General features: G+C 61.4%; 21 protein-coding genes and 1 other RNA gene. 13 read left to right on the forward strand and 9 right to left on the reverse strand.

What is annotated here, in order from left to right; genetic code table 11:
• Positions 1 to 148 precede the first annotated feature (148 nt).
• Positions 149 to 556, forward strand: a complete 408-nt coding sequence (locus ACIONG_RS19560) for a flagellar basal body-associated protein FliL (protein ID WP_401302102.1) — start codon at positions 149 to 151, stop codon at positions 554 to 556.
• A 16-nt stretch (positions 557 to 572) separates the two neighbouring features.
• On the opposite strand, the gene ACIONG_RS19565 is transcribed toward ACIONG_RS19560, so the two are convergent.
• The 4 genes from ACIONG_RS19565 to ACIONG_RS19580 form a co-directional block, all read right to left on the reverse strand.
• Positions 573 to 1,691 (reverse strand): ABC transporter permease, encoded by a 1,119-nt coding sequence (locus tag ACIONG_RS19565; RefSeq protein ID WP_401302105.1) that lies wholly within the window; start codon positions 1,689 to 1,691, stop codon positions 573 to 575.
• The gene (gene rbbA, locus ACIONG_RS19570; protein WP_401302108.1) at positions 1,692 to 4,415 is read right to left on the reverse strand and encodes a ribosome-associated ATPase/putative transporter RbbA; all 2,724 of its coding nucleotides are present in this window, start codon (positions 4,413 to 4,415) and stop codon (positions 1,692 to 1,694) included.
• A complete protein-coding gene (locus ACIONG_RS19575) occupies positions 4,412 to 5,377 on the reverse strand; it encodes an HlyD family secretion protein (RefSeq protein WP_401302111.1) in 966 nt (321 codons plus the stop codon). Before ACIONG_RS19575 ends, rbbA begins: the two co-directional genes overlap by 4 nt.
• A 124-nt stretch (positions 5,378 to 5,501) precedes the next feature.
• Complete coding sequence (locus tag ACIONG_RS19580) at positions 5,502 to 5,951, reverse strand: EVE domain-containing protein (RefSeq protein WP_401302114.1); 450 nt, start codon at positions 5,949 to 5,951, stop codon at positions 5,502 to 5,504.
• A 197-nt stretch (positions 5,952 to 6,148) separates the two neighbouring features.
• On the opposite strand from ACIONG_RS19580, the gene ACIONG_RS19585 reads away from it, so the two are divergent.
• Positions 6,149 to 6,304, forward strand: coding sequence for a hypothetical protein (locus ACIONG_RS19585; RefSeq protein ID WP_007911192.1), 156 nt, complete (start codon positions 6,149 to 6,151; stop codon positions 6,302 to 6,304).
• Positions 6,305 to 6,340: 36 nt separating this feature from the next.
• Here the strand turns inward: ACIONG_RS19585 and ACIONG_RS19590 are convergent, their stop codons facing one another.
• From ACIONG_RS19590 to ACIONG_RS19605, 4 genes are all read right to left on the reverse strand, one after another.
• A complete protein-coding gene (locus ACIONG_RS19590) occupies positions 6,341 to 6,946 on the reverse strand; it encodes a 5-formyltetrahydrofolate cyclo-ligase (RefSeq protein ID WP_401302117.1) in 606 nt (201 codons plus the stop codon).
• A gap of 79 nt (positions 6,947 to 7,025) precedes the next feature.
• Positions 7,026 to 7,204: non-coding RNA, 6S RNA (gene ssrS / locus ACIONG_RS19595), on the reverse strand.
• Positions 7,205 to 7,234: 30 nt separating this feature from the next.
• A complete protein-coding gene (locus tag ACIONG_RS19600; protein ID WP_007967943.1) occupies positions 7,235 to 7,552 on the reverse strand; it encodes a cell division protein ZapA in 318 nt (105 codons plus the stop codon).
• Entirely contained in the window at positions 7,549 to 7,758 is a 210-nt protein-coding gene (locus tag ACIONG_RS19605; protein ID WP_103302507.1) for a TIGR02449 family protein, read from the reverse strand. The genes ACIONG_RS19600 and ACIONG_RS19605 overlap by 4 nt, the downstream gene beginning before the upstream one ends.
• Before the next feature lie 118 nt (positions 7,759 to 7,876).
• Here ACIONG_RS19605 and ACIONG_RS19610 point away from each other — a divergent pair, with 118 nt between their 5' ends.
• The 10 genes from ACIONG_RS19610 (at position 7,877) to gcvP (ending at position 20,521) form a co-directional block, all read left to right on the forward strand.
• Positions 7,877 to 8,437 (forward strand): YecA family protein, encoded by a 561-nt coding sequence (locus tag ACIONG_RS19610; protein ID WP_123532641.1) that lies wholly within the window; start codon positions 7,877 to 7,879, stop codon positions 8,435 to 8,437.
• A gap of 27 nt (positions 8,438 to 8,464) precedes the next feature.
• Positions 8,465 to 9,799, forward strand: coding sequence for a Xaa-Pro aminopeptidase (gene pepP, locus ACIONG_RS19615; protein WP_103302505.1), 1,335 nt, complete (start codon positions 8,465 to 8,467; stop codon positions 9,797 to 9,799).
• Positions 9,796 to 10,983: a 2-octaprenyl-6-methoxyphenyl hydroxylase gene (gene ubiH, locus ACIONG_RS19620; protein ID WP_103302504.1), complete on the forward strand. Its 1,188-nt coding sequence runs from the start codon at positions 9,796 to 9,798 to the stop codon at positions 10,981 to 10,983. The genes pepP and ubiH overlap by 4 nt, the downstream gene beginning before the upstream one ends.
• Complete coding sequence (locus ACIONG_RS19625) at positions 10,976 to 11,461, forward strand: DUF4442 domain-containing protein (RefSeq protein WP_103302503.1); 486 nt, start codon at positions 10,976 to 10,978, stop codon at positions 11,459 to 11,461. Before ubiH ends, ACIONG_RS19625 begins: the two co-directional genes overlap by 8 nt.
• Before the next feature lie 9 nt (positions 11,462 to 11,470).
• On the forward strand, positions 11,471 to 12,688 hold the full coding sequence (locus ACIONG_RS19630) for a 2-octaprenyl-3-methyl-6-methoxy-1,4-benzoquinol hydroxylase (protein WP_401302161.1): 1,218 nt from the start codon (positions 11,471 to 11,473) through the stop codon (positions 12,686 to 12,688).
• Positions 12,689 to 12,934: 246 nt separating this feature from the next.
• Positions 12,935 to 13,939 (forward strand): extracellular solute-binding protein, encoded by a 1,005-nt coding sequence (locus tag ACIONG_RS19635; protein WP_213026902.1) that lies wholly within the window; start codon positions 12,935 to 12,937, stop codon positions 13,937 to 13,939.
• A gap of 255 nt (positions 13,940 to 14,194) precedes the next feature.
• Positions 14,195 to 15,811, forward strand: a complete 1,617-nt coding sequence (locus ACIONG_RS19640; RefSeq protein WP_401302124.1) for an ABC transporter permease — start codon at positions 14,195 to 14,197, stop codon at positions 15,809 to 15,811.
• A gap of 155 nt (positions 15,812 to 15,966) precedes the next feature.
• Positions 15,967 to 17,049 carry a glycine cleavage system aminomethyltransferase GcvT gene (gene gcvT / locus ACIONG_RS19645; RefSeq protein ID WP_103302499.1) on the forward strand — a complete coding sequence of 361 codons (1,083 nt, stop codon included), beginning with the start codon at positions 15,967 to 15,969 and terminating at the stop codon, positions 17,047 to 17,049.
• A 47-nt stretch (positions 17,050 to 17,096) separates the two neighbouring features.
• A complete protein-coding gene (gene gcvH / locus ACIONG_RS19650; RefSeq protein ID WP_103302498.1) occupies positions 17,097 to 17,480 on the forward strand; it encodes a glycine cleavage system protein GcvH in 384 nt (127 codons plus the stop codon).
• Positions 17,481 to 17,647: 167 nt separating this feature from the next.
• Positions 17,648 to 20,521, forward strand: a complete 2,874-nt coding sequence (gene gcvP / locus ACIONG_RS19655) for an aminomethyl-transferring glycine dehydrogenase (protein ID WP_401302128.1) — start codon at positions 17,648 to 17,650, stop codon at positions 20,519 to 20,521.
• Between the two features lie 170 nt (positions 20,522 to 20,691).
• Here gcvP and ACIONG_RS19660 read toward each other — a convergent pair whose 3' ends face one another.
• The gene (locus tag ACIONG_RS19660; RefSeq protein ID WP_169843014.1) at positions 20,692 to 21,012 is read right to left on the reverse strand and encodes a DUF2388 domain-containing protein; all 321 of its coding nucleotides are present in this window, start codon (positions 21,010 to 21,012) and stop codon (positions 20,692 to 20,694) included.
• Positions 21,013 to 21,167: 155 nt separating this feature from the next.
• Between ACIONG_RS19660 and ACIONG_RS19665 the strand changes: the two genes are divergently transcribed.
• Entirely contained in the window at positions 21,168 to 22,133 is a 966-nt protein-coding gene (locus ACIONG_RS19665) for a hypothetical protein (protein ID WP_401302131.1), read from the forward strand.
• The last annotated feature ends 4 nt before the right edge of the window (positions 22,134 to 22,137 follow it).

Genomic DNA, 22,137 nt, shown 5'->3' on the forward strand with positions numbered 1-22,137 from the left:
GGGCTATTCCTTTGGGAGTGAGGGCCGATACGTGTCGGGGTGTCTGTCAACGGGGCAACGAGCATGCCCGGCCCTGATAGTCAGCCATAAGCTTGTGCTTGCGCGGCGGGTCGTTATGCTAGGCCGCAAACCGGATAAGGAGCGACGTGTGAAAGCGTGGAGCATGGTGTTGCTGGCCCGGTCTCTGCCTGTGGCAGCGCTGGCCGAAGAAGCCAAAGAAGGCGAGGCGCCGAAGGTCAATTACATCACCCTGAGCCCGCCGTTCGTGGGCAACTACGGGCTGGACGGCACGCCGAAGCTCAAGGTCTACAAGGCCGATGTGGCATTGCGCGTGACAGGCGAAGAGGCGACCAAACTGGTCAAGGCCAACGAGCCGCTGATCCGCAATCAACTGGTGGCGCTGTTCACCCAGCAGACCACCGAGGCGATGGGCAGCATCGAAGGCAAGGAAAAGCTGCGTCAGGAAGCCCTGAAGCAAACCCAGCAAGTGATGAATGACGAGACCGGCAAGCCGGTGGTTGAAGATCTGTTGTTCAACAACCTGATCATTCAGTAAGTACGCTGGCCGCTGTTCAGGACGCCAGGCTTTTGCGAAAGCGTGCCAGTGCGATGACGAAGAACAGCAGGCCGATGGCCGTCAGCGCCAGCAAGTCCGGCCAGACCACGCTCAGCCCGGCGTCGCGGAACAGAATCGCGGCGCTAAGGCTGACAAAGTGCGTGGACGGTGAGCCCTGCATGACCCACTGCAGCCACTGCGGCATGCTGTCCAATGGCGTGCTGCCGCCCGACAGCAGCAACATCGGGATGATCACCGGAATCGCCAGCAGGCCGAACTGCGGTGTCGAGCGCGCCAGCGTCGCGAGGAAGATTCCCAACGCGGTACTGGCAAACAGATAAACCGCGGTCACCAGCAAAAACAGGCTCATCGAGCCGGCCAACGGTACGCCGAGCGCGCCTTTGACCACCACCTCCAGCGACAGCCAGGTGCACAGCACCACCACCAGCAGATTGCTCCAGATTTTCGCCAGCATGATTTCCAGCGCCGTCAGCGGCAGCACCAGCAAATGGTCGAGCGTGCCGTGTTCGCGTTCGCGCAGCAGCGCCGTACCCGTGAGGATGATCGCCAGAATGGTGATGTTGTTGACGATCTGAATTACCGCCAGAAACCAGCCGCCCTCCAGGTTGGTATTGAACAGCGCGCGGGTGGTCAGTTGAATCGGCGTCTTGCTCGCGGCATCGCCCTGGCCGCCATAGTCCTGCAGTTCACGCTGGAAGATCCGGCCGATGTAACCGGCGCCCATGAACGCCTGGCTCATGGCGGTGGCGTCCACATTGACCTGAATGGCCGGGTGCCGCGCCGCCAGCAGGTCGGTTTGAAAACCTGCCGGAATGTTGATGACGAAGGTGTACTGGCCGCTGTCCATGACCTGGTCCAGTTGCGGGTAAGGCAACAGCACCGGCGTCTGGAACTCCGGCGGTTGCAGGGCCTGGGCCAACTGGCGCGAGAGCGCGCTGTGGTCTTCGTCGACGATCGCCACGCTGGCGTTGTGCACGCCGATCACTGAGCCGGCGGCGGGCATGTAGATCGCCACGGTGAAGGCGTAGAACAGGAACAGCAGCAAAACGCTGTCGTGGCGCAGGCTGGTCAGTTCCTTGAGTCCCAGGCGCAGGATGTGCGCGAACTTGTGCATTCAGGCCTCCTGCTTTTTCAGCATGACCAGGCTCAGCCCGGTGAACCCGACAAAGAACCCGAACAGCGCCAGGCACTGCGGCCATAGCTGCCGCAGGTCCAGCGCTTTGGTGAACGTGCCCACCGCGATGTCGAGAAAGTGCCCCGCCGGAAACAGCATGCCCATCACCGCAGCCGCACCTTCCAGCGAAGAGCGCGGCACGATCAGCCCGGAAAACTGGATGGTCGGCAGGCTGGTGATGATCATGGTGCCGAGGATCGCGGCGATTTGCGTGCGGGTGAACGCTGAGATCAGCAGGCCCATGCTGGTGGTCGCCAGCACGTAGAGCAGGCCGCCGAAGGCCAGCGTCAGCAGGCTGCCCTTGAACGGCACGCCGAACAACCAGCGGTTCATTGCCACCAGCAGCGCAAGGTTGACCAGGCTGACCAGCAGGTACGGCGCCTGTTTGCCGAGCAGAAACTCCAGGCGGGTCAGGGGCGTGGCGTAGAAGTTGGTGATCGAGCCCAGCTCTTTTTCGCGGACGATGCCCAGCGCGGTCAACATCGCCGGAATGAACGCCAGAATCAGCGCCATGACCCCGGGGCCGATGGCGTTGACGCTGACCACATCCTGGTTGTAGCGAAAGCGGGTTTCCAGGCTGGCGCCCGCCTGATGTTGCATCGCGGGGCTACTTTGCTCGGCCAACTGTTGCAGGTTGGCCAAGTGCACGGCTTCGACATAGTTGCGGCTGGTTTCGGCGCGAAACGGCATGCCGCCATCCAGCCACGCCGCCACCGCAGGCTGCCGTCCGGCGTACAGGTCGCGGCCGAATCCGGGCGGGATTTCCAACGCCAGTTTGATCTCCGAACGTTGCAGGCGTCGGTGCAGTTCTTGAGCGTCGTGGATGGCCGGCCGCTCATCGAAGTAGCGCGAGCCGCGAAAGGCTTCCAGGTAGGTTCGGCTCTGCGGTGTCTGGTCCTGGTCGTACACGGCGAACGCGAGGTTTTCCACGTCCAGGGAAATCCCGTAGCCGAAAATCACCATCATGAAAATCGCCCCCGCCAGCGCGAACGCCATGCGCACCTTGTCACGCAGCAGCTCCTTGCCTTCGCGACTGGCCACCGCCAGCAGGCGACCGAGGCTGAAGCCGCGCTGTTTGAGCGGCGGTGCATTGGCCGTTGGCGCCGTCGTCGATTCATTCGCGGGCGGCGATTCGGCGGTGCCCTGAGCCTGTTCCAGACACCTCACGAAAGCGGCTTCCAGCGTCTCTCCAGCAAACTGACATTGCAGCGCCGCCGGGGTATCGCACGCCAGGACCTTGCCGGCGTGCATCAGCGAGATGCGGTCGCAGCGCTGGGCTTCGTTCATGAAGTGGGTGGAGAGAAAAATCGTCACGCCTTGTTCGCGGGACAGTTCGATCAACAGTCGCCAGAAGTCATCGCGAGCGGCCGGGTCGACGCCGGACGTCGGCTCATCGAGGATCAGCACTTCCGGGCGATGCAACACCGCCACCGCCAGCGACAGGCGTTGACGCAGCCCGAGGGGCAGAGCGCCTGACTGCTGATCAGCAACGCCGCGCAGATTGAAGCGCTTGATCAACGCTTCGATGCGTGGCGCGCTTTCGGCTTTGGGCAAGTCGAACAGCCGGGCATGCAGCTCAAGGTTCTGTCGCACACTGAGTTCGCCATACAGCGAAAAGCTCTGGGACATGAAGCCGACCCGCTTGCGCGTGGCCAGGTCCTTGGCGTCCACCGGATTGCCCAGCAGTGTCGCGCGGCCTTCGCTGGCCGGCATCAGCCCGGTCAGGACTTTCATGGTGGTGGTTTTGCCGCAGCCGTTGGAGCCGAGGAAGCCGAAAATCTCGCCGCGACCGATGGCGAAGCTGACGTGATCCACGGCGGTGAAGTCGCCGAAGCGCAGCGTCAGGTCGTGGGCCTCGATGGCGATGTCGCTGCAGCCACCGCTACGTGGCGGAATCACCAGCGGCTTGGCGTCATGCTGGCTGTCACCCTGGAAATGGGTGAAGGCCTCGTCGAGTTTGCCACTCGGGGTGACGGCCGCCAGTTCACGGCTCAGGCCGGTGGCAATCAATTGGCCGTTGTCGAGCATCAGACAATGCTCGAACTGTTCGGCTTCCTCCATATAAGCGGTGGCGACCAGCAGGGTCAGTTGCGGGCGCTGGCGCCGTACGTCGTCGACCAACTCCCAGAAACGCCGGCGTGAGAGCGGGTCGACACCGGTGGTCGGTTCATCGAGGATCAGCAGGTCCGGCTCATGAATCAGCGCGCAGCACAGCCCGAGTTTCTGTTTCATGCCGCCGGACAACTTGCCAGCGGGGCGCTCGGCGAACTTCAGCAGGTCGGTGGCGAGCAGCAGGTTGTGCATGCGTTGTTCGCTGTCGGCCTTCGACAGGCCGAACAGCGTGGCGAAGAACTGAATGTTTTCGCGGATCGACAGCTCGGGATACAGGTTGCCGCCCAATCCCTGGGGCATGAAGGCGATGCGCGCATACAGCGTGTCGCGGTGGCGGCGCTGCTGGATCGGCCCGCCGAGGACGTCCAGTTGCCCTTGCTGCTGAGCCTTCACGCCGGCGATCAGCCCCAGCAGGCTGGACTTGCCCGCGCCATCGGGGCCGATCAGCCCGCAGCGGGTGCCGGCAGGCAGGCTGAAGGTGATATCGCTCAGTGCTTGCTGTTTGCCGTAGCGGTGCGCGATAGCATTCGCCTGAACCGCGAGGCTGCTCATTGCAGATTGGCCGGCCAGGTGATCGGCGCGGTGCGCACATACCCGGCGCCGGGCATGCCGGGCTTGGCTTGCGGCACGGCGCTGGGTTGGGTCAGGCGCAGCTTGACGCGGAACACCAGTTTTTGCCGCTCGTCGCGGGTTTCGACTTCCTTGGGGGTGAACTGCGATTTGCCGGCGACGAAACTGATTTTTGCCGGCAAGGGCTTGTCGGGCAGGGCATCGAGCAGCACCCGCGCTTCATCGCCCACCGCCAGACGCCCGGCCACCGAGGCGGACAGATAGAGGTTCATGTACTGATCGTTGAGATCAATCAACAGCAGGACGCGGCCACCGGCGCCTAGCACTTCCCCGGGTTCGGCCATGCGTAACTGGATCACGCCATCAATCGGCGCGCGCAGGCTGCTGTCGTCGATTTCGCTGGTCAGTTGAGCGACCTGCGCCTGCGCTGCGCCGATCGCTGCAGCAACCGCCGACACTTGGGCGCGTGCCGCCGTCACGGCAGCGTTGCCGGTGCCGATGCGCGACTGCAATTGATCGATGACCTGAGCGCTGACGAAACCGTGCTTGAACAGCGACTGAGAGCGCCCGAGTTCCTGCTGGGCCAGCAGTAGCTCACTCTGACGCAACTGCACATTGGCCTGCGCGGCGTTAAGGTTTTCCCGAGCGCGCAAGACCTCGGCTTCGGCCTGGTTGCGCTGGGCTTCAAGGGTGCGGGTGTCCATGCGCGCCAGTAGTTGGCCTTGAGTGACCTTGTCGCCTTCATCGACCAGCACCTCGGCGAGGCGACCGGGTGTCTTGCTGGCGATCTGCACTTCGGTGGCCTCAAGTCGTCCGTTGCCGGCCGACAGCCCCTCGGGCAGGCGACTGCTGATCGACTTCCAGTAACCGAAGCCGCCGGCGGCCAATAATAAGGCTATGAGCGATCCGGCAAATAACAGTGAGGAACGGCGGTGCGTCGACATGGGGGGCATCCTGCGGCTGTGGCGTCCAGTCTGACGGTTCAAGCGCTGGGGGCGCTTGATGTCAATCAAATGAGCGGCAAGCCTAGACCCTTTTGTCTGCCAACAGTGCGTGACCGGGCGGTTCTCAGCGCAGGCCGAGCACAGCGGCCCATTGTTCGGCGGTGACGGGCATCACTGAAAGCCGCGAGCCTTTCTGCACCAGTGGCATTTGCGCCAGCGCGGTCTGCTGTTTCAGGTAATCGAGCTTCAAGACCCGCGCAAACGTCTCGACATGCGCCACATCGATCGCACTCCAGGCGTTTTTCTCCGGCGTGGCTTTGGGGTCGAAGTAATGGCTTTCCGGTTCCAGTGCGGTGGGATCCGGGTACGCCGCCTCGATTATTTTCCCGATACCGGCAATCCCTGGCTCAGGACAGCTGGAATGGTAGAAAAAGAACTCATCACCTACCGCCATCGCCCGCAGGAAGTTGCGTGCCTGATAGTTGCGAACCCCGTCCCAGCGCGCTTTGCCGAGTTTTTCCAGATCTTTGATCGAGAGTTCGTCCGGCTCGGATTTCATCAGCCAATAGGCCATGGTTTTTGCTCCTGAAGCGTTCATTGGGCAAGTTGTCGGGCAATTTTATGACAAACCGACGGTCGGTTGACGTCAGCGTTTGCGCGCAGGTTCACGTTGTCGCAAAATGCCGGCCTTTAAAGCTTGACGCTGCTGCACGGCCTACGAATGGAAACCGCTGCTGTCATCGTGATGATGTGCCTTGAGGGGGGCAATCGATGAAACGCAAACCGGATTTGCTGTGGACTTTGGTGATTTTGTTCGGCCTCGGTGTCGTGACCACCGGTTATGCACAGAGTCTGTGGGCCAACAAGGCCGATGCACCGATTGAAGTGGCGCAACAGGTTCAACAGTCGACCGCCTTCAAGCGCTGAAACTGCCTTCCCGACGCCGCTGATTTGCGCGGCGTCCTATCCCGCGAAATACCATGCCTTGTCGGTGACCGTGCCTTGTAACGGAACATCCCAACTCGCCTGCGCCAGTCGTTCGACTTTCTGACACTCATGAGCCAGCCCGAGCAGTGTCGGCTTGCGCCAGTTCCGGCGCCGCGCCAGGTACGCCAGGCTGCGATCATAGAAGCCGCCGCCCATTCCCAGTCGCCCACCGACATCGTCAAACCCCACCAGCGGTAACAACACCAGGTCCAGCGTCCAGATTTTCCGCTGGCGCGCCAACTGCGCGCGCGGTTCGAGAATGCGGAAGCGATTGGGCTTGAGTTTCTCGCCGGGGCGGATGCGCTGGAAGACCATTTTGGTTCGCGGCCAGGCGCTGAGTACCGGCAAATACGTGGCCTTGCCCCGACGCTGGGCTTCGCGCAGCAGCAGTCGCGGGTCGATTTCACCGTCAGTGGGCAGGTACAGGGAGATATGTTTTGCCCGGCGAAAAAGCGGGTCTTGGGCCAGTTGCCGGAACAGGCCCTTGGCGGCCTGCCGTTGTTCACCGGGAGTCAGTGAGCGGCGCGCCTTGCGCAGCAGGCGACGGAGTTGCGGGCGGGGTAGCAGCGCGGGTTCGGTCATGGTTCGGCTTCGGCAGGTTGGACGAAAACGTACGCATAAAAAATCCGATGTCGGTTTTCACCGACATCGGATTCGAATAAGGCTCCCCGGATGAACCGCTGTCAACTTAGCCCTTGAACCCGAAAGTTCAAGGTGGAAGATGCAGTAGACTTTAAGGCTTTCCGTCTGGCGGACATGCACACCAGCCCAACGTGCAACTTCCAGGGTAGTGCGAATCGGCTCAGGGACATCGTCAACTGGCAAGCACCCCAGGGAGTGCCGCGAGTATACCTCAAGCGGCCTGGCGAATCAGCCCTTGCTGATGTCCGGATCGTCGGCCAGGACCAGATCGACACGATCGAGCAAGTCGCGCACCTGTTCACGGGTCGAGCCGCTGGCCTGGATGTCCGGGCGCTCTTCTTTGTGCAAGAGGTCGTGGGTGATGTTCAGCGCGGCCATCACGGCAATGCGGTCGGCGCCGATGACTTTGCCGCTGCTGCGGATCTCGCGCATCTTGCCGTCGAGGTAGCGTGCGGCACTGACCAGGTTGCTGCGTTCTTCCTGCGGGCAGATGATCGAATACTCTTTGTCGAGGATCTGCACGGTAACGCTATTGCTTGAACTCATGAGTCTTGCTCCAGGGCCTTGAGGCGCGAAATCATCGATTCGACCTTACGCCGGGCGATTTCGTTTTTTTCAATGAGGTGCGCGCGTTCCTCGCGCCAGGTCTTTTCCTGAGCTAGTAAGAGTCCGTTTTGGCTCTTTAGTTGCTCGACTCGGCCAATCAGCAGTTCGAGTCTGGCCATCAGCGCTTGCAGGTCGTTGTCTTCCATTGGATTCACTGTCTGATGGGTTAGCTGGCGGACAGCCTTTAATAGTCTTGGCGAGTCTGTCGATGTAGGATACAAGGCCTTCATTCTAGACATAGCGCCGTCTGGCGCCTAGCTGCCCATGACCATTGCGAATTCCCCGTACCAAGCCTTTGCCACCCTGCTGACTTCCAGCGGCCACAACGTCTCGCCTGCCGAACTGCATGGCGTGCTGCTCGGACGCAGCTGCGCCGGTGCCGGCTTCGATAACGAAGGCTGGCTGATCGACGCCGCCGAACTGCTCGAAGGCGACATCCAGGACAACGTCCGCAACGCCCTGATCGGCCTGCAAGAGATGGTCAAGGGCGAGCTGACCGGCGACGACGTCACCGTCGTTCTGCTGCTGCCGACCGATGACGCACCGCTGGCTGAGCGCGCCGCTGCATTGGGCGAGTGGTGCCAGGGCTTCCTCAGCGGTTTCGGCCTGAACTGCCGCGACAGCAGCATGCTCAGCACCGAAGCTACCGAAGTGCTGCAGGATCTGGCCGCCATTTCCCAGGTGCAAGACGCCCTGGAAGAATCCGAAGACGGCGAAACCGACTACATGGAAGTCATGGAGTACCTGCGCGTCGCGCCGCTGCTGCTGTTCTCGGAAACCAAGAAAGCCGACGTGCCGCCAGCCGCCAAGCCGTCGCTGCATTAATCGCGTGCCAGGGAAAGCCATCTGCCCATGATCCATATCCCGAAAGCGGAATACAGCCGTCGCCGCAAGGCCCTGATGGCGCAGATGGAACCCAACAGCATCGCGATTCTGCCTGCCGCCGCGGTAGCGATCCGCAACCGCGACGTCGAGCATGTCTACCGTCAGGACAGCGACTTCCAGTACCTCAGCGGTTTCCCCGAGCCGCAGGCCGTCATCGTCTTGATGCCCGGCCGTGAGCACGGCGAATACGTGCTGTTCTGCCGTGAACGCAACGCCGAACGCGAATTGTGGGACGGCTTGCGCGCAGGCCAGGAAGGCGCGATCCGCGACTTTGGCGCTGACGACGCGTTCCCGATTACCGATATCGACGACATCCTGCCGGGCCTGATCGAAGGCCGCGACCGGGTGTATTCGGCGATGGGCAGCAACCCCGAATTCGACCGCCACCTGATGGACTGGATCAACGTGATCCGCTCTAAAGCGCATCTCGGCGCCCAGCCGCCGAACGAATTCGTTGCCCTGGATCATCTGCTGCACGACATGCGCCTGTATAAATCGGCGGCAGAAGTGAAGGTGATGCGCGAAGCCGCACGGATCTCGGCCCAGGCCCACATCCGGGCGATGCAGGCCAGCCGTGCCGGGCTTTATGAGTACAGCCTCGAAGCCGAACTCGACTACGAATTCCGCAAGGGCGGGGCGAAGATGCCGGCCTACGGCTCGATCGTCGCGGCCGGGCGCAACAGCTGCATCCTGCATTACCAGCAGAATGACGCACTGCTCAAGGACGGTGATCTGGTGCTGATCGACGCCGGTTGCGAGATCGATTGCTACGCCAGCGACATCACCCGCACCTGGCCGGTCAACGGCAAGTTTTCGCCCGAGCAGAAAGCGATCTACGAATTGGTGCTGGCCTCGCAGGAAGCCGCGTTCGCCGAAATCGCTCCGAACAAGCATTGGAATCAGGCGCATGAGGCCACGGTTCGAGTGATTACCACCGGGCTGGTGAAACTTGGATTGCTGCAAGGCGAAGTCGACGAGTTGATCGCGACAGAAGCCTATAAAGCCTTTTACATGCACCGCGCCGGCCACTGGCTGGGCATGGATGTGCACGACGTCGGCGAGTACAAGGTCGGCGGCGAATGGCGCGTGCTGGAGGTCGGCATGGCGCTGACCGTCGAGCCGGGTATCTACATTGCCCCGGACAATCAGAACGTCGCGAAGAAATGGCGCGGCATTGGCGTACGCATCGAGGACGACGTGGTGGTGACCAAAACCGGTTGTGAAATCCTCACCAGCGGCGTGCCGAAAACCGTCGCCGAAATCGAAGCGCTGATGGCGCAAGCACGGACACACGCAGCATGAGTCGAGTCAATCTGGCAATCATCGGTGGCGGCCTGGTCGGCGCCAGTCTGGCGTTGGCCTTGCAGGCCGGGGCCAAGGCCCGTGGCTGGAAAATTGTCCTGATCGAGCCGTTCGCCCCCGGCGACAGCTGGCAGCCGAGCTACGACGCGCGTTCGTCGGCGTTGTCCTTCGGCTCGCGGCAGATTTATCAACGGCTGGGCGTGTGGCAGGAAATCTCCCGCCGAGCCGAGCCGATCAAACAGATCCACGTTTCCGACCGTGGCCGCTTCTCCACCGCACGTTTGTCGGCGATGGAAGAGGGCGTACCTGCACTCGGTTATGTGGTGGAAAACGCCTGGCTCGGCCAGTGCCTGTGGCAGCACATCGACAAAGACGTGATCAGCTGGCGCTGCCCGGCGGAAGTCACGCGCATGGAGCCGCTGCCGGATGGCTATCGCCTGACGCTCAATGATGAAACCACCCTTGAATGCGACCTCGCGGTGCTCGCCGATGGCGGGCGCTCGGGGCTGCGCGAGCAATTGGGCATCAACGTGCGCAAGCGTCCGTATAACCAGAGCGCGCTGATCGCCAACATCACCCCGAGCGAAGCGCATAACGGCATGGCCTTCGAGCGCTTCACCGACGAAGGCCCGATGGCGCTGCTGCCACTGCCGGAAAATCGCTGCGCGCTGGTCTGGACGCGTCTGGGCATGGACGCGCAGCGTCTGGCGGACTTGAGTGAGCGCGATTTCCTCAGCGAATTGCAGGGCGTTTTCGGCTATCGCCTCGGTACGCTGAAACAGGTCGGCGCGCGGCATTTGTATCCGCTGTCGCTGGTTGAAGCTGAGGAACAGGTGCGTTCGCATCTGGCCGTGCTCGGCAACGCGGCGCACAGCCTGCATCCGATTGCCGGTCAGGGTTTCAACCTGTCTCTGCGCGATGCCGATGCCTTGGCCGCCGCTTTGTTGAGCAGCGACAAACCGCTCGGCGACTTCGCCACCTTGCAGGCGTATCGCGAGCGTCAGCGTCTCGATCAGGACCTTACAGTTGGTTTCTCCGATCAGGTCACGCGCTTGTTCGGCAGCACGCAACCGCTGGTTTCGCTGGGCCGTAATATCGGTCTGCTCGGCCTCGATCTGTTGCCGCCAGCCAAGCGCTGGTTTGCCCGTCAGGCGATGGGGTTGGGAACCCGACCGGATGCTTAAGTGGTTGACCGCCAGATTTGGCAAAGCGCGCTTGATGCGCTGGGTGATGACGTTCTACCCGCCGTACCTCGGCGCCGGTGTACGGGTTCGACATATCAGCGATGACTTCCGCGACATTCAGGTGTCGATGGGCCTGGGCTGGTATAACCGCAACTACGTCGGTACCCAGTTCGGCGGCAGTCTGTATTCGATGGTTGATCCGTTTTTCATGCTGATGCTGATGGAAAACCTCGGTTCGCGGTACATCGTCTGGGACAAGGCGGCCGATATCGATTTCATTGCGCCGGGCAAAGGCCCGGTATTCGCCCGCTTCAGCATCGACGAGACCTTGCTCGACGAGATCCGCCGGCAGACCGCCAGTGGCGAGAAATACCTGCCGCAGTTGCAGGTCGACATTCATGACGGCGCCGGCAACCTTGTGGCGCGGGTCGGTAAAACCCTTTACGTGCGGCTCAAGCCGCAAGCGAGACAGGCTTAAAGCATGGAAATGCGCGCAGATCTGCTGATTGTCGGAGCCGGAATGGTCGGCAGCGCCCTCGCGCTGGCGTTGCAGGACAGCGGGCTGGAAGTATTGCTGCTCGACGGCAGCCCGTTGAGCGTGAAACCGTTCGATGCCGACGCGGCGTTTGAACCGCGTGTCAGTGCGCTGTCGGCGGCCAGCCAGCGAATCCTCGAACGCCTCGGCGTGTGGGATGGCATCGCCAAGCGGCGCAGCAGCCCGTACACCGACATGCACGTGTGGGACGGCAGTGGCACCGGGCAGATTCATTTCTCGGCGAGCAGCGTGCACGCCGAGGTACTCGGCCATATCGTCGAGAACCGCGTGGTCCAGGATGCCTTGCTCGACCGTTTGCACGATTGCGATCTGGGCATGCTGGCCAATGCGCGACTGGAACAGATGCGTCGCTCGGGCGATGACTGGCTGCTGACGCTGGCCGATGGTCGGCAATTGCGTGCGCCACTGGTGATCGCAGCGGATGGCGCCAATTCGGCCGTACGCCGCCTGACCGGCGTGGCCACCCGCGAATGGGATTACCTGCATCACGCCATTGTCACCAGCGTGCGTAGCAGCAAACCGCATCAGATGACCGCGTGGCAACGCTTCACCGATCACGGCCCGCTGGCGTTTCTGCCGCTGGAGCGCGACGGCCAGCAGGATTGGTGTTCGATCGTCTGGTCGACCACGCCGAGCGAGGCCGAACGCTTGATGAAGCTGGATGAGGCGGACTTCTGCCGTGAGCTGGAGCGTGCGTTTGAAGGTCGTCTGGGCGAAGTCGTCAGTGCCGACCCACGTCTGTGCGTGCCGCTGCGTCAGCGGCATGCCAAGCGTTACGTGACTGAAGGGCTGGCGCTGATTGGCGACGCTGCGCACACCATTCACCCTTTGGCGGGGCAGGGTGTGAACCTGGGCTTCCTCGACGCGGCGGTGTTGGCCGAAGTGCTGCTGCAAGCGAACGAGCGCGGTGAGCGACTGGCGGACGTGAAGGTCTTGAGCCGCTACGAGCGTCGACGCATGCCGCACAATCTGGCGCTGATGGCGGCGATGGAAGGGTTTGAGCGATTGTTCCAGGCAGATCCGCTGCCGTTGCGCTGGTTGCGTAACACGGGTTTGAAACTGGTCGAGCAGATACCCGAAGCGAAAGCGTTATTTGTGCGTGAAGCCCTCGGCTTGACCGGTGATCTTCCCGCGCTCGCTAAAGCCTGACATTTTCATTGAGGCTGATGGCCTCTTCGCGGGCAAGCCCGCTCCCACAGTGGTCGGTGTGAAACATCAATGTTGTGTACACCCGAAGACCCTATTGGAGCGGGCTTGCCCGCAATGGCGTCGGTGAAGCCACTACAAAAACACGCTGTGCAACATCTGGTAACTCCTTCGAACAGTGATCGATTGAGCTGGTAAATGTGAGTCCTTATCATTTGGCCCACATTTTCCGACCGAGAGACCACTCCCATGTTGGCACCCAAGCGTCTTCTGACCGCACTGGCCTTGACCCTGATTGGCAGTACCACTGCCCAGGCCGCCGACGAGGTTGTGGTTTACTCCTCGCGCATCGATGAGCTGATCAAGCCAGTGTTCGATGCATACACCGCCAAGACCGGGGTGAAGATCAAGTTCATCACCGACAAGGAAGCGCCGCTGATGCAGCGCATCAAGGCCGAAGGCGAGAACGCCACCGCCGACCTGCTGCTGACCGTCGATGCCGGCAACCTCTGGCAGGCCGAGCAGATGGGCATCCTCCAGCCGTTTACGTCGAAAACCATCGACGCCAACATTCCTTTGCAATATCGCTCGTCCAGCCATGCGTGGACTGGCCTGAGCCTGCGTGCGCGGACCATCGCCTATTCCACTGAGCGTGTTAAACCGGGTGAATTGACCACCTACGAAGCGCTGGCCGACAAGAACTGGGAAGGGCGCCTGTGCCTGCGCACGGCGAAGAAGGTCTACAACCAGTCGCTGACGGCGACCATGATCGAAGTCCACGGCGCCGAGAAAACCGAGAAAATCCTCAAGGGCTGGGTCAACAACCTGTCCACCGACGTGTTCTCCGATGACGTCGCGGTGCTTGAGGCGATCAACGCCGGCCAGTGCGACGTCGGCATCGTCAACACTTACTACTACGGTCGACTGCACAAGCAGAAGCCGGATCTGCCGGTGAAACTGTTCTGGCCGAATCAGGCGGATCGCGGCGTGCACGTCAACCTGTCGGGGATCGGCCTGACCAAGCATGCACCGCACCCGGAAGCGGCCAAAGCCCTGGTCGAGTGGATGACCACGCCTGAGGCGCAGAAGATTTTTGCCGACGTAAACCAGGAATTCCCGGCCAACCCGGCGGTGAAGCCTTCGGAAGAAGTGGCTGCGTGGGGCCAGTTTGTCGCTGATACCTTGCCGGTGGAAGTGGCGGGCAAGCGTCAGGCCGAGGCGATCCGGATGATGGATCGGGCGGGTTGGAACTGAGGCTTTTTCGATATATTTGTCTGCTTCAAGATCCAGCCCCTCACCCCAGCCCTCTCCCCAAGGGAGAGGGGGAAAAGGGAGCCGATCTGAGTTGGATTCAAATCCTGAGTTCGACTCGATGTTTCAGGTCGATGTAGCTTGCATGAGCACCTCGGTCAGTCCCCTCTCCCCCCGGGAGAGGGTTAGGGTGAGGGCAGCAATCTCAACCTGAAACCCTAATCCCAAGAACACCCCAATCCCTCCAGAGATTCAAAAGTGGCCCACCCCGCCCAACGCCGCTGGTATCCCATTGTCTTCGCCATCGCCGCGCTGGTGCTGTTGCCCCTGAGTGTCCTGTTGCTCTCCTGGCAGACCATCGATCAGCAGATCTGGTCGCACCTGTGGGAAACCCAGATGCCGCGCCTGTTGGGTAACACCCTGACCCTGGTGCTCGGCGTCGGTGTCGGCGTGACGCTACTCGGTGTCAGCCTCGCCTGGCTCACCAGCCTCTGCGAATTCCCTGGGCGGCGCTGGCTCGACTGGGCGCTGATGCTGCCGTTCGCCATCCCGGCCTACGTACTGGCCTTCGTTTTCGTCGGCCTGCTGGATTTCGCCGGCCCCGTGCAAACGCTGCTGCGTGAATGGTTCGGCACTGGCCTGCGGTTGCCACGGGTACGCTCCACCGGCGGGGTAATTGTGGTGTTGGTGCTGGTCTTCTATCCCTACGTTTACCTGCTGGCGCGCAGCGCGTTTCTTGCTCAGGGCAAAGGCCTGATGGAAGCCGCACGGGTGCTCGGGCAATCGCCGTGGCAAGCGTTCTGGCGCGTTGCGTTGCCGATGGCGCGGCCGGCGATCGGCGCCGGTGTAGCGCTGGCGCTGATGGAGACTCTGGCGGATTTCGGCGCAGTCTCGGTGTTCAACTTCGACACCTTCACCACGGCCATCTACAAAACCTGGTACGGCTTCTTCAGCCTGCCGAGCGCGGCGCAACTGGCCAGCCTGTTGTTGCTGGTGGTGATGCTGGTGCTGTACGGCGAACGCCGCGCACGCGGGGCCAATCGGGCGGGCAACGAGCGGCCACGGGTCAAGGCGCTGTACCACCTGCGTGGATTCACGGCGCTCGCGGCGATGAGCTGGTGCGGATTGGTCTTCGCCTGCGCTTTCGTCATTCCGATGCTGCAGCTGCTCGTCTGGTTCTGGCAGCGCGGCCGTTTCGATCTCGATGAGCGTTACGCCGGGCTGATCGTCCACACCCTGTATCTGGGCGGCATGGCCGCGTTGATCACCGTCAGCGTCGCGTTGTTGCTGGCGTTTGCCCGACGCTTGGCACCGACTCCGGTGATCCGTTCCGGCGTCAGTCTGGCCAATCTTGGCTACGCCTTGCCGGGCTCGGTGCTGGCGGTCTCGATCATGCTGGCGTTCAGTTATCTGGATCGCGAACTGGTGATCCCGCTTTCGGGCTGGCTCGGTGGCGCCGGCAAACCCTTGCTGCTGGGCAGTCTGGCGGCGTTGCTGATGGCTTATCTGGTGCGCTTCATGGCTGTCGCCTATGGTCCGCTGGAGAACAGTCTGGCGCGTATACGGCCGTCTTTGCCCGAAGCGGCACGTAGCCTGGGTGTCAGTGGGCCGCGACTGTTTTTCAAAGTGTATCTGCCACTGTTGCTGCCCGGCACGTTGAGCGCGGCGTTGCTGGTGTTCGTCGATGTCCTCAAGGAAATGCCCGCGACCCTGCTGATGCGCCCGTTTGGCTGGGACACGCTGGCCGTGCGCATCTTTGAAATGACCAGCGAAGGCGAATGGGCGCGGGCATCGTTGCCAGCGCTGACTCTGGTTCTGGTGGGTTTATTGCCGGTTATCGGACTGATCCGCCGCTCGGCGCACCGAAACACTTAGTAGTGAGTCCTGAATCATGCGGCTACAATGCGCGGCATTCGGTGCGGTTCGTCTGACAGATCTGTTCGCTGGAATCGGCTGAGAGCCTTCTATTTCAAGGCTTTCACCCGTGCAGCGGCTGTCCGCACCTTCGCCACGCCCGGAAGGAGAAACCCATGGGACAGCGTACGCCTCTGTATGACCTGCATCTCGCCCTCGGCGCGAAGATGGTCGATTTTGGCGGTTGGGACATGCCACTGCATTACGGCTCGCAGGTCGAGGAGCACCACGAAGTGCGCCGCGATTGCGGGGTGTTCGATGTTTCCCACATGACCGTAATTGATGTCACCGGTGTTCAGGCCAAAGCCTGGCTGCAGCATTTGCTGGCCAATGATGTCGAACGCCTGCACAACCCCGGCCGTGCGTTGTACAGCACCATGCTCAACGAGCGTGGCGGTATCGTCGACGACATGATCGTCTACCGTCTCGAGGACGGTTATCGGCTGGTGTTCAACGCCTCCACCCGCGATCAGGACCTGGCCTGGATGAATGCGCAAGTGGGCGGTTACGACGTGCAGCTGCACGAGCGCTCCGAACTGGCCATGCTCGCCATTCAAGGCCCGCAGGCCCGGCACAAGATTGCCGAACTGGTCACCCAGTCCCGCGCCTCGCTGATCCAGCAGCTCAAACCTTTCGAAGCGCACGCCGACGGCGACTGGTTCATCGCCCGTACCGGTTACACCGGTGAAGACGGTCTGGAAATCGCCTTGCCGGCTGATCAGGCTCCAGCGTTTTTCAACGATCTGGTCGGTGCCGGCATTTCGCCGATCGGCCTTGGTGCCCGCGACACCTTGCGGGTTGAGGCCGGGATGAACCTCTACGGTCAAGACATTCATCAGGACGTTTCGCCGCTTGCCTCGAACATGGCCTGGAGCATTGCCTGGGAACCGGCCTCGCGCCAGTTCATCGGCCGCGCCGCGCTGGAGGCAGAAAAAGCCGCGGGTGTTGCGCACAAACTGGTCGGTCTGGTGCTCGAAGAACGCGGTGTTTTGCGTGCTCATCAGGTGGTTCGCATCGCCGATGTTGGCGAAGGGGAGATCACCAGTGGTAGTTTCTCTCCTACGCTAAGCAAATCGATTGCCCTGGCGCGTGTTCCGATGGCCACCGCCGACCGCGCCGAAGTGGAAATCCGTGGCAAGTGGTATCCGGTACGCGTGGTCAAACCGACCTTCGTGCGCCACGGCAAAACTTTGATCTAACCTTTTCCGGCGGGCAGACCGCTGACAATTTCTTGAGGACACCGAAGATGAGCGATATCCCTGCCGAACTGCGTTTTGCCGAAAGTCACGAATGGGCACGTCTGGAAGCTGACGGCACCGTCACTGTGGGCATCAGCGATCACGCGCAGGAAGCGCTGGGTGACGTGGTGTTCGTTGAACTGGCTGAGGTCGGCAAAGTGTTTGCTGCCGGTGATGCAGCAGGTGTTGTTGAGTCGGTGAAGGCGGCTTCCGACATCTACTCCCCAGTTGGCGGAGAAGTGATCGCGGTCAACGAAGAACTGGCCAACTCGCCGGAAGAACTGAACAACGAGCCGTACGCTGCCTGGATCTTCAAACTCAAGCCAAGCGACAAGGCTGAGCTGGACAAGCTGCTGGATGCCGCGGCCTACAAGGCAGCCATCGGCGAATAAGCTTCGAGCGATACCCCAAAGCCCCGACTCGTCGGGGCTTTTTCATGGGCAATGAAAATCCAGTGTGGGAGCGGGCGTCTGTACTGAAAATGAGTTGCGACACGGGCTGCTATGCTGGTTTGACCGTGTTGCATTGACGCCGAGCGCCAGCCTAGAGAGAGCCCGTCATGTCCCAGTTGCCGTCCCTGAGCCAGTTACGCGATTCCGAGGCCTTCCTGCGCCGTCACCTCGGCCCGGATGCCGCTGAGCAACAAGCCATGCTCGACAGTCTCGGTCTCGGCAGCCGGGTCGAACTGATCGAGCAGACCGTGCCGCCGGGCATTCGCTTCAATCGCCCGCTCGATCTGCCGCCGGCGCTGGATGAGCAAGCCGCACTGGCCAGACTGCGCGGGTATGCCGAGCAGAATCAGGTGTGGACCAGCCTGATCGGCATGGGCTACCACGGCACCCTCACACCCAGCGTTATCTTGCGCAACGTGCTGGAAAATCCCGGTTGGTACACCGCGTACACGCCGTATCAACCGGAGATCGCCCAAGGTCGGCTCGAAGCCTTGCTGAACTTCCAGCAAATGACCATCGACCTTACCGGCCTCGAACTGGCTAACGCTTCGTTGCTCGATGAGGCCACCGCCGCCGCTGAAGCCATGGCACTGGCCAAGCGCGTTGCCAAGTCGAAGAGCAATCTGTTTTTTGTCGACGAGAACTGTCATCCGCAAACCGTTTCCGTGGTGCAGACCCGTGCCGAGGGGTTTGGCTTCGAGTTGATCATCGATGCTGTGGATAACTTGAAGCAGCATCAGGTGTTCGGCGCACTGCTGCAATATCCCGACACCCACGGCGAAATCGCTGATTTGCAGCCGCTGATTGACCACCTGCATGCACAGCAGGCGTTGGCCTGCGTCGCCACTGATCTATTGAGTTTGTTGTTGCTGACGCCGCCGGGTGAATTGGGCGCTGATGTGGTGTTCGGCTCGTCCCAGCGTTTCGGCGTGCCCATGGGCTACGGTGGGCCGCACGCGGCATTTTTTGCCAGCCGCGAGGAATACAAACGGGCGATTCCCGGGCGGATCATTGGCGTGTCGAAGGATGCCCGGGGCAACGTGGCACTGCGCATGGCCCTGCAAACCCGCGAGCAACATATCCGCCGCGAGAAGGCCAATTCGAATATCTGCACGGCACAGGTGTTATTGGCCAACATCGCCAGTTTCTATGCGGTTTACCACGGGCCGGAAGGTTTGAAACGAATCGCCCAGCGCGTACATCGGCTGACCTGCATCCTCGCGGCGGGTCTTGAGCGCCACGGCATCAAACGGGTCAACGCACGGTTTTTCGACACGCTGACGCTGGACGTTGGCGGCGCGCAAACCGCAATCATCGGAAGCGCCCAGGCCGCGCAGATCAACCTGAGAATCCTCGGCCGTGGTCGCGTTGGTCTGAGCCTGGATGAGACGAGCGATGAAAGTACCGTGGCGAAGTTGTTCAATGTGCTGCTTGGTGCCGATCATGGTTTGAACGTCGACGATCTCGATGCTGAAGTGCTGGTTTCAGGCATACCCGACAACCTCCAGCGCAAGACGCCTTACCTGCGCCATCCGGTGTTCAACGCTCATCACAGCGAAACCGAGATGCTGCGTTACCTCAAGCAACTGGAGAACAAGGACCTGGCGCTCAACCAGTCGATGATCCCGCTGGGCTCCTGCACGATGAAACTCAACGCCACCAGCGAGATGATCCCGATCACCTGGCCGCAGTTCGCCAACCTACATCCGTTTGTGCCCCGAGAGCAGGCAGTCGGCTACACCCTGATGATCGAAGAGCTCGAGCGCTGGCTGTGCGCGATCACTGGGTTCGATGCGATTTGCATGCAGCCCAACTCCGGCGCTCAGGGTGAGTACGCCGGGCTGCTGGCGATCCGCAAATATCACGAGAGCCGCCAGCAGGGGGCGCGGGATATCTGCCTGATTCCGTCCTCGGCCCACGGCACCAATCCGGCCTCGGCGCAGATGGCCGGAATGCGTGTGGTGATTGTCGAGTGCGACGAGGCGGGCAATGTCGATCTGGATGATCTGAAGGCCAAAGCCGCCGAGGCCGGGGCCAGGTTGTCGTGCCTGATGGCGACGTATCCGTCGACTCATGGCGTGTATGAAGAAGGCATCAGCGAAATCTGCGAAGTTATCCACCAGCACGGCGGTCAGGTGTACATGGACGGCGCCAACCTCAACGCGCAGGTCGGGCTGGCGCGGCCGGCAGACATCGGCGCCGACGTGTCACACATGAACCTGCACAAGACGTTCTGCATTCCCCATGGCGGCGGCGGGCCGGGCATGGGGCCGATCGGCATTCGTGCGCATCTGGCGCCATTTGTCGCCAACCACCCAGTGGTGCCGATTGACGGACCGCTGACGCAGAACGGTGCGGTCAGTGCCGCGCCGTGGGGCAGCGCAAGTATTCTGCCGATCAGCTGGATGTACATCGCCATGATGGGCCCGCAACTGGCCGATGCCAGTGAGGTGGCGATTCTGGCGGCAAACTATCTGGCGCAACATTTATCCGGCGCGTTTCCGGTGCTGTATACCGGGCGCAACGGGCGAGTGGCGCATGAATGCATTCTTGATCTGCGGCCGCTGAAGGCACAGACCGGGATCAGCGAAGAAGATGTCGCCAAGCGCCTGATGGACTATGGCTTCCATGCGCCGACCATGTCATTCCCGGTGCCGGGGACGTTGATGGTCGAGCCGACCGAGAGCGAGTCGAAGGCCGAACTGGACCGCTTTATCGGCGCCATGTTGAGCATTCGCGCAGAAATCAGCGAGGTGCAGAACGGCAACTGGCCGGCGGAAGACAACCCGCTCAAGCGTGCGCCGCACACGTTGGCGGATGTTACCGGGGTGTGGGAGCGGCCTTACAGTATCGAGCAGGGCATTACTCCGGATGCGCATACCAAGGCGCACAAATATTGGCCGGCGGTGAATCGGGTGGATAACGTCTATGGCGACCGCAATCTGTTTTGCGCTTGCGTGCCGGTGGATGATTACCGCTGACTTTTCTGGAAGTTATCCAAATCCTGTGGGAGCGGGCAGATCCAGCATATTGGGTGAATGCTGCACCGCCATCGCGGGCAAGCCCGCTCCCACAGGGTTCTATGGTGCATCTGAAAATAGCGGGCAAAAAAATGCCGCTCATATGAGCGGCATTTTTGTGGGCGAAAGGCTTATTCGGAAGCCACGGCGTTCTTCGCCAGAATCGCGTTCGCCAGTTCCATGTCCGTCGCTTGCAGGCCCGGATTGTCGGCGCGGACTTTCTGCATCGCCGCTTCCAGGTACGGGCCACGGATCCCGCCATCACTGGCAACGAAACTGCCGGCATCGTCCTGTGCGGCGACGATCAGCTTGTGATCCTTGAAGGTCAGGTAGGTCGAGCCAGTGGTGGCGCCGGACGAAATGACGTTACGCCAAAAGCTGTCGGCCATCGCTGAACCAACAGGGAGGGACAGCAAGGCAAGGGTGGCGACAGCAAGTTTGAGACGCATGATGAGATGACTCCTGGGGGTTAACTACGGCCTTGGATCGTCATTTGCCCGATCCGGTTCCATGAGTGCTCTGTTTCAGCCTGTTGCGCAATCTAGCGCTAGGGCTCCAACGAGTTGTTTGGCACCATGCGCGATGGTTTTCACGCATGGACGCTGCCTTGAATTTTCCTGCTTTGTTTTATGCCATGTTCTGGTGGTTTCTCATGGTCGGTTTCATCGGCCTGCCCGTGCTGCTGATCATGCTGTGTATACCGGCGTGGCGCAGGCCGTTGCTGCGGCATCCACGCAAGGTCGGGGCCATGGCATTGGTCTGTGTCAGCGTTGTTGGCTTGACCTCGTATCGGCTATGGGTCGATCACCGGGAGCGTCAGCTGCGTAATCCCACGCTCGATCACGCTGTTCAGGTCGGGGAGCTGACTTTGCCGGCCGGTGCCAGTGTGCACCTGAGTACGCTCGAACCGCTGGACGAGAAGGGTGAGCCGCAAATCCATGGTCTGGCCAGTGTACGCAGTGCTGAATTCATCGCTCCGCATGCCATTGCTGGGATAAAGGTTTCGGCATTGAAAATGTATTTCCTGCCCGAAGCCGAGTTGCTGCTGGTAGGGGATCAAGTGGTCGATGGCTGGCCCTGTGCGGGCGGCACCTGGTTGAAGATGAGTGTCACCGAGGAGACCCGTCTGCAACCTGAGCGCTGGCGTTTTAGTGCTTGTACGCTGGTGGCCGGTGCGCAGATTGCCGGAGAGACCTGGCCGGCGCAAAGCCGAATCTATCGGGAGGGCGACGAGTACACCGTCAGTGACTGGATGGCCCGGGAGCCTGTTTCAGTGCGCGGCATCGTGTTGTCGAGTGTCTCCGTGACACTCGACCAGCAGCACCGGCTATTGCGGTGGGACGGTCAGCTGGAAAATCCGCTAACCGTCGGCGACTGGCAATACCCACATGGAGTGCGGGTGGCGCAGAACAGTCCGGGCACCTTGATGTTCAGCCCGAGCAAGTCCGACGCGGTACGAAATCTGCGCACCGGTAAAGGACTCAAGCTCAACCACTCGATTCTGCAACGGCAATCCGACGGCAGCGTGCTGTGGATCAAGCCCAATGCCGAGGTCAATGTGATCGACTGGTAGCGTC

The sequence above is a fragment of the Pseudomonas sp. NPDC087817 genome, from assembly GCF_044742875.1.
Lineage (GTDB): Bacteria > Pseudomonadota > Gammaproteobacteria > Pseudomonadales > Pseudomonadaceae > Aquipseudomonas.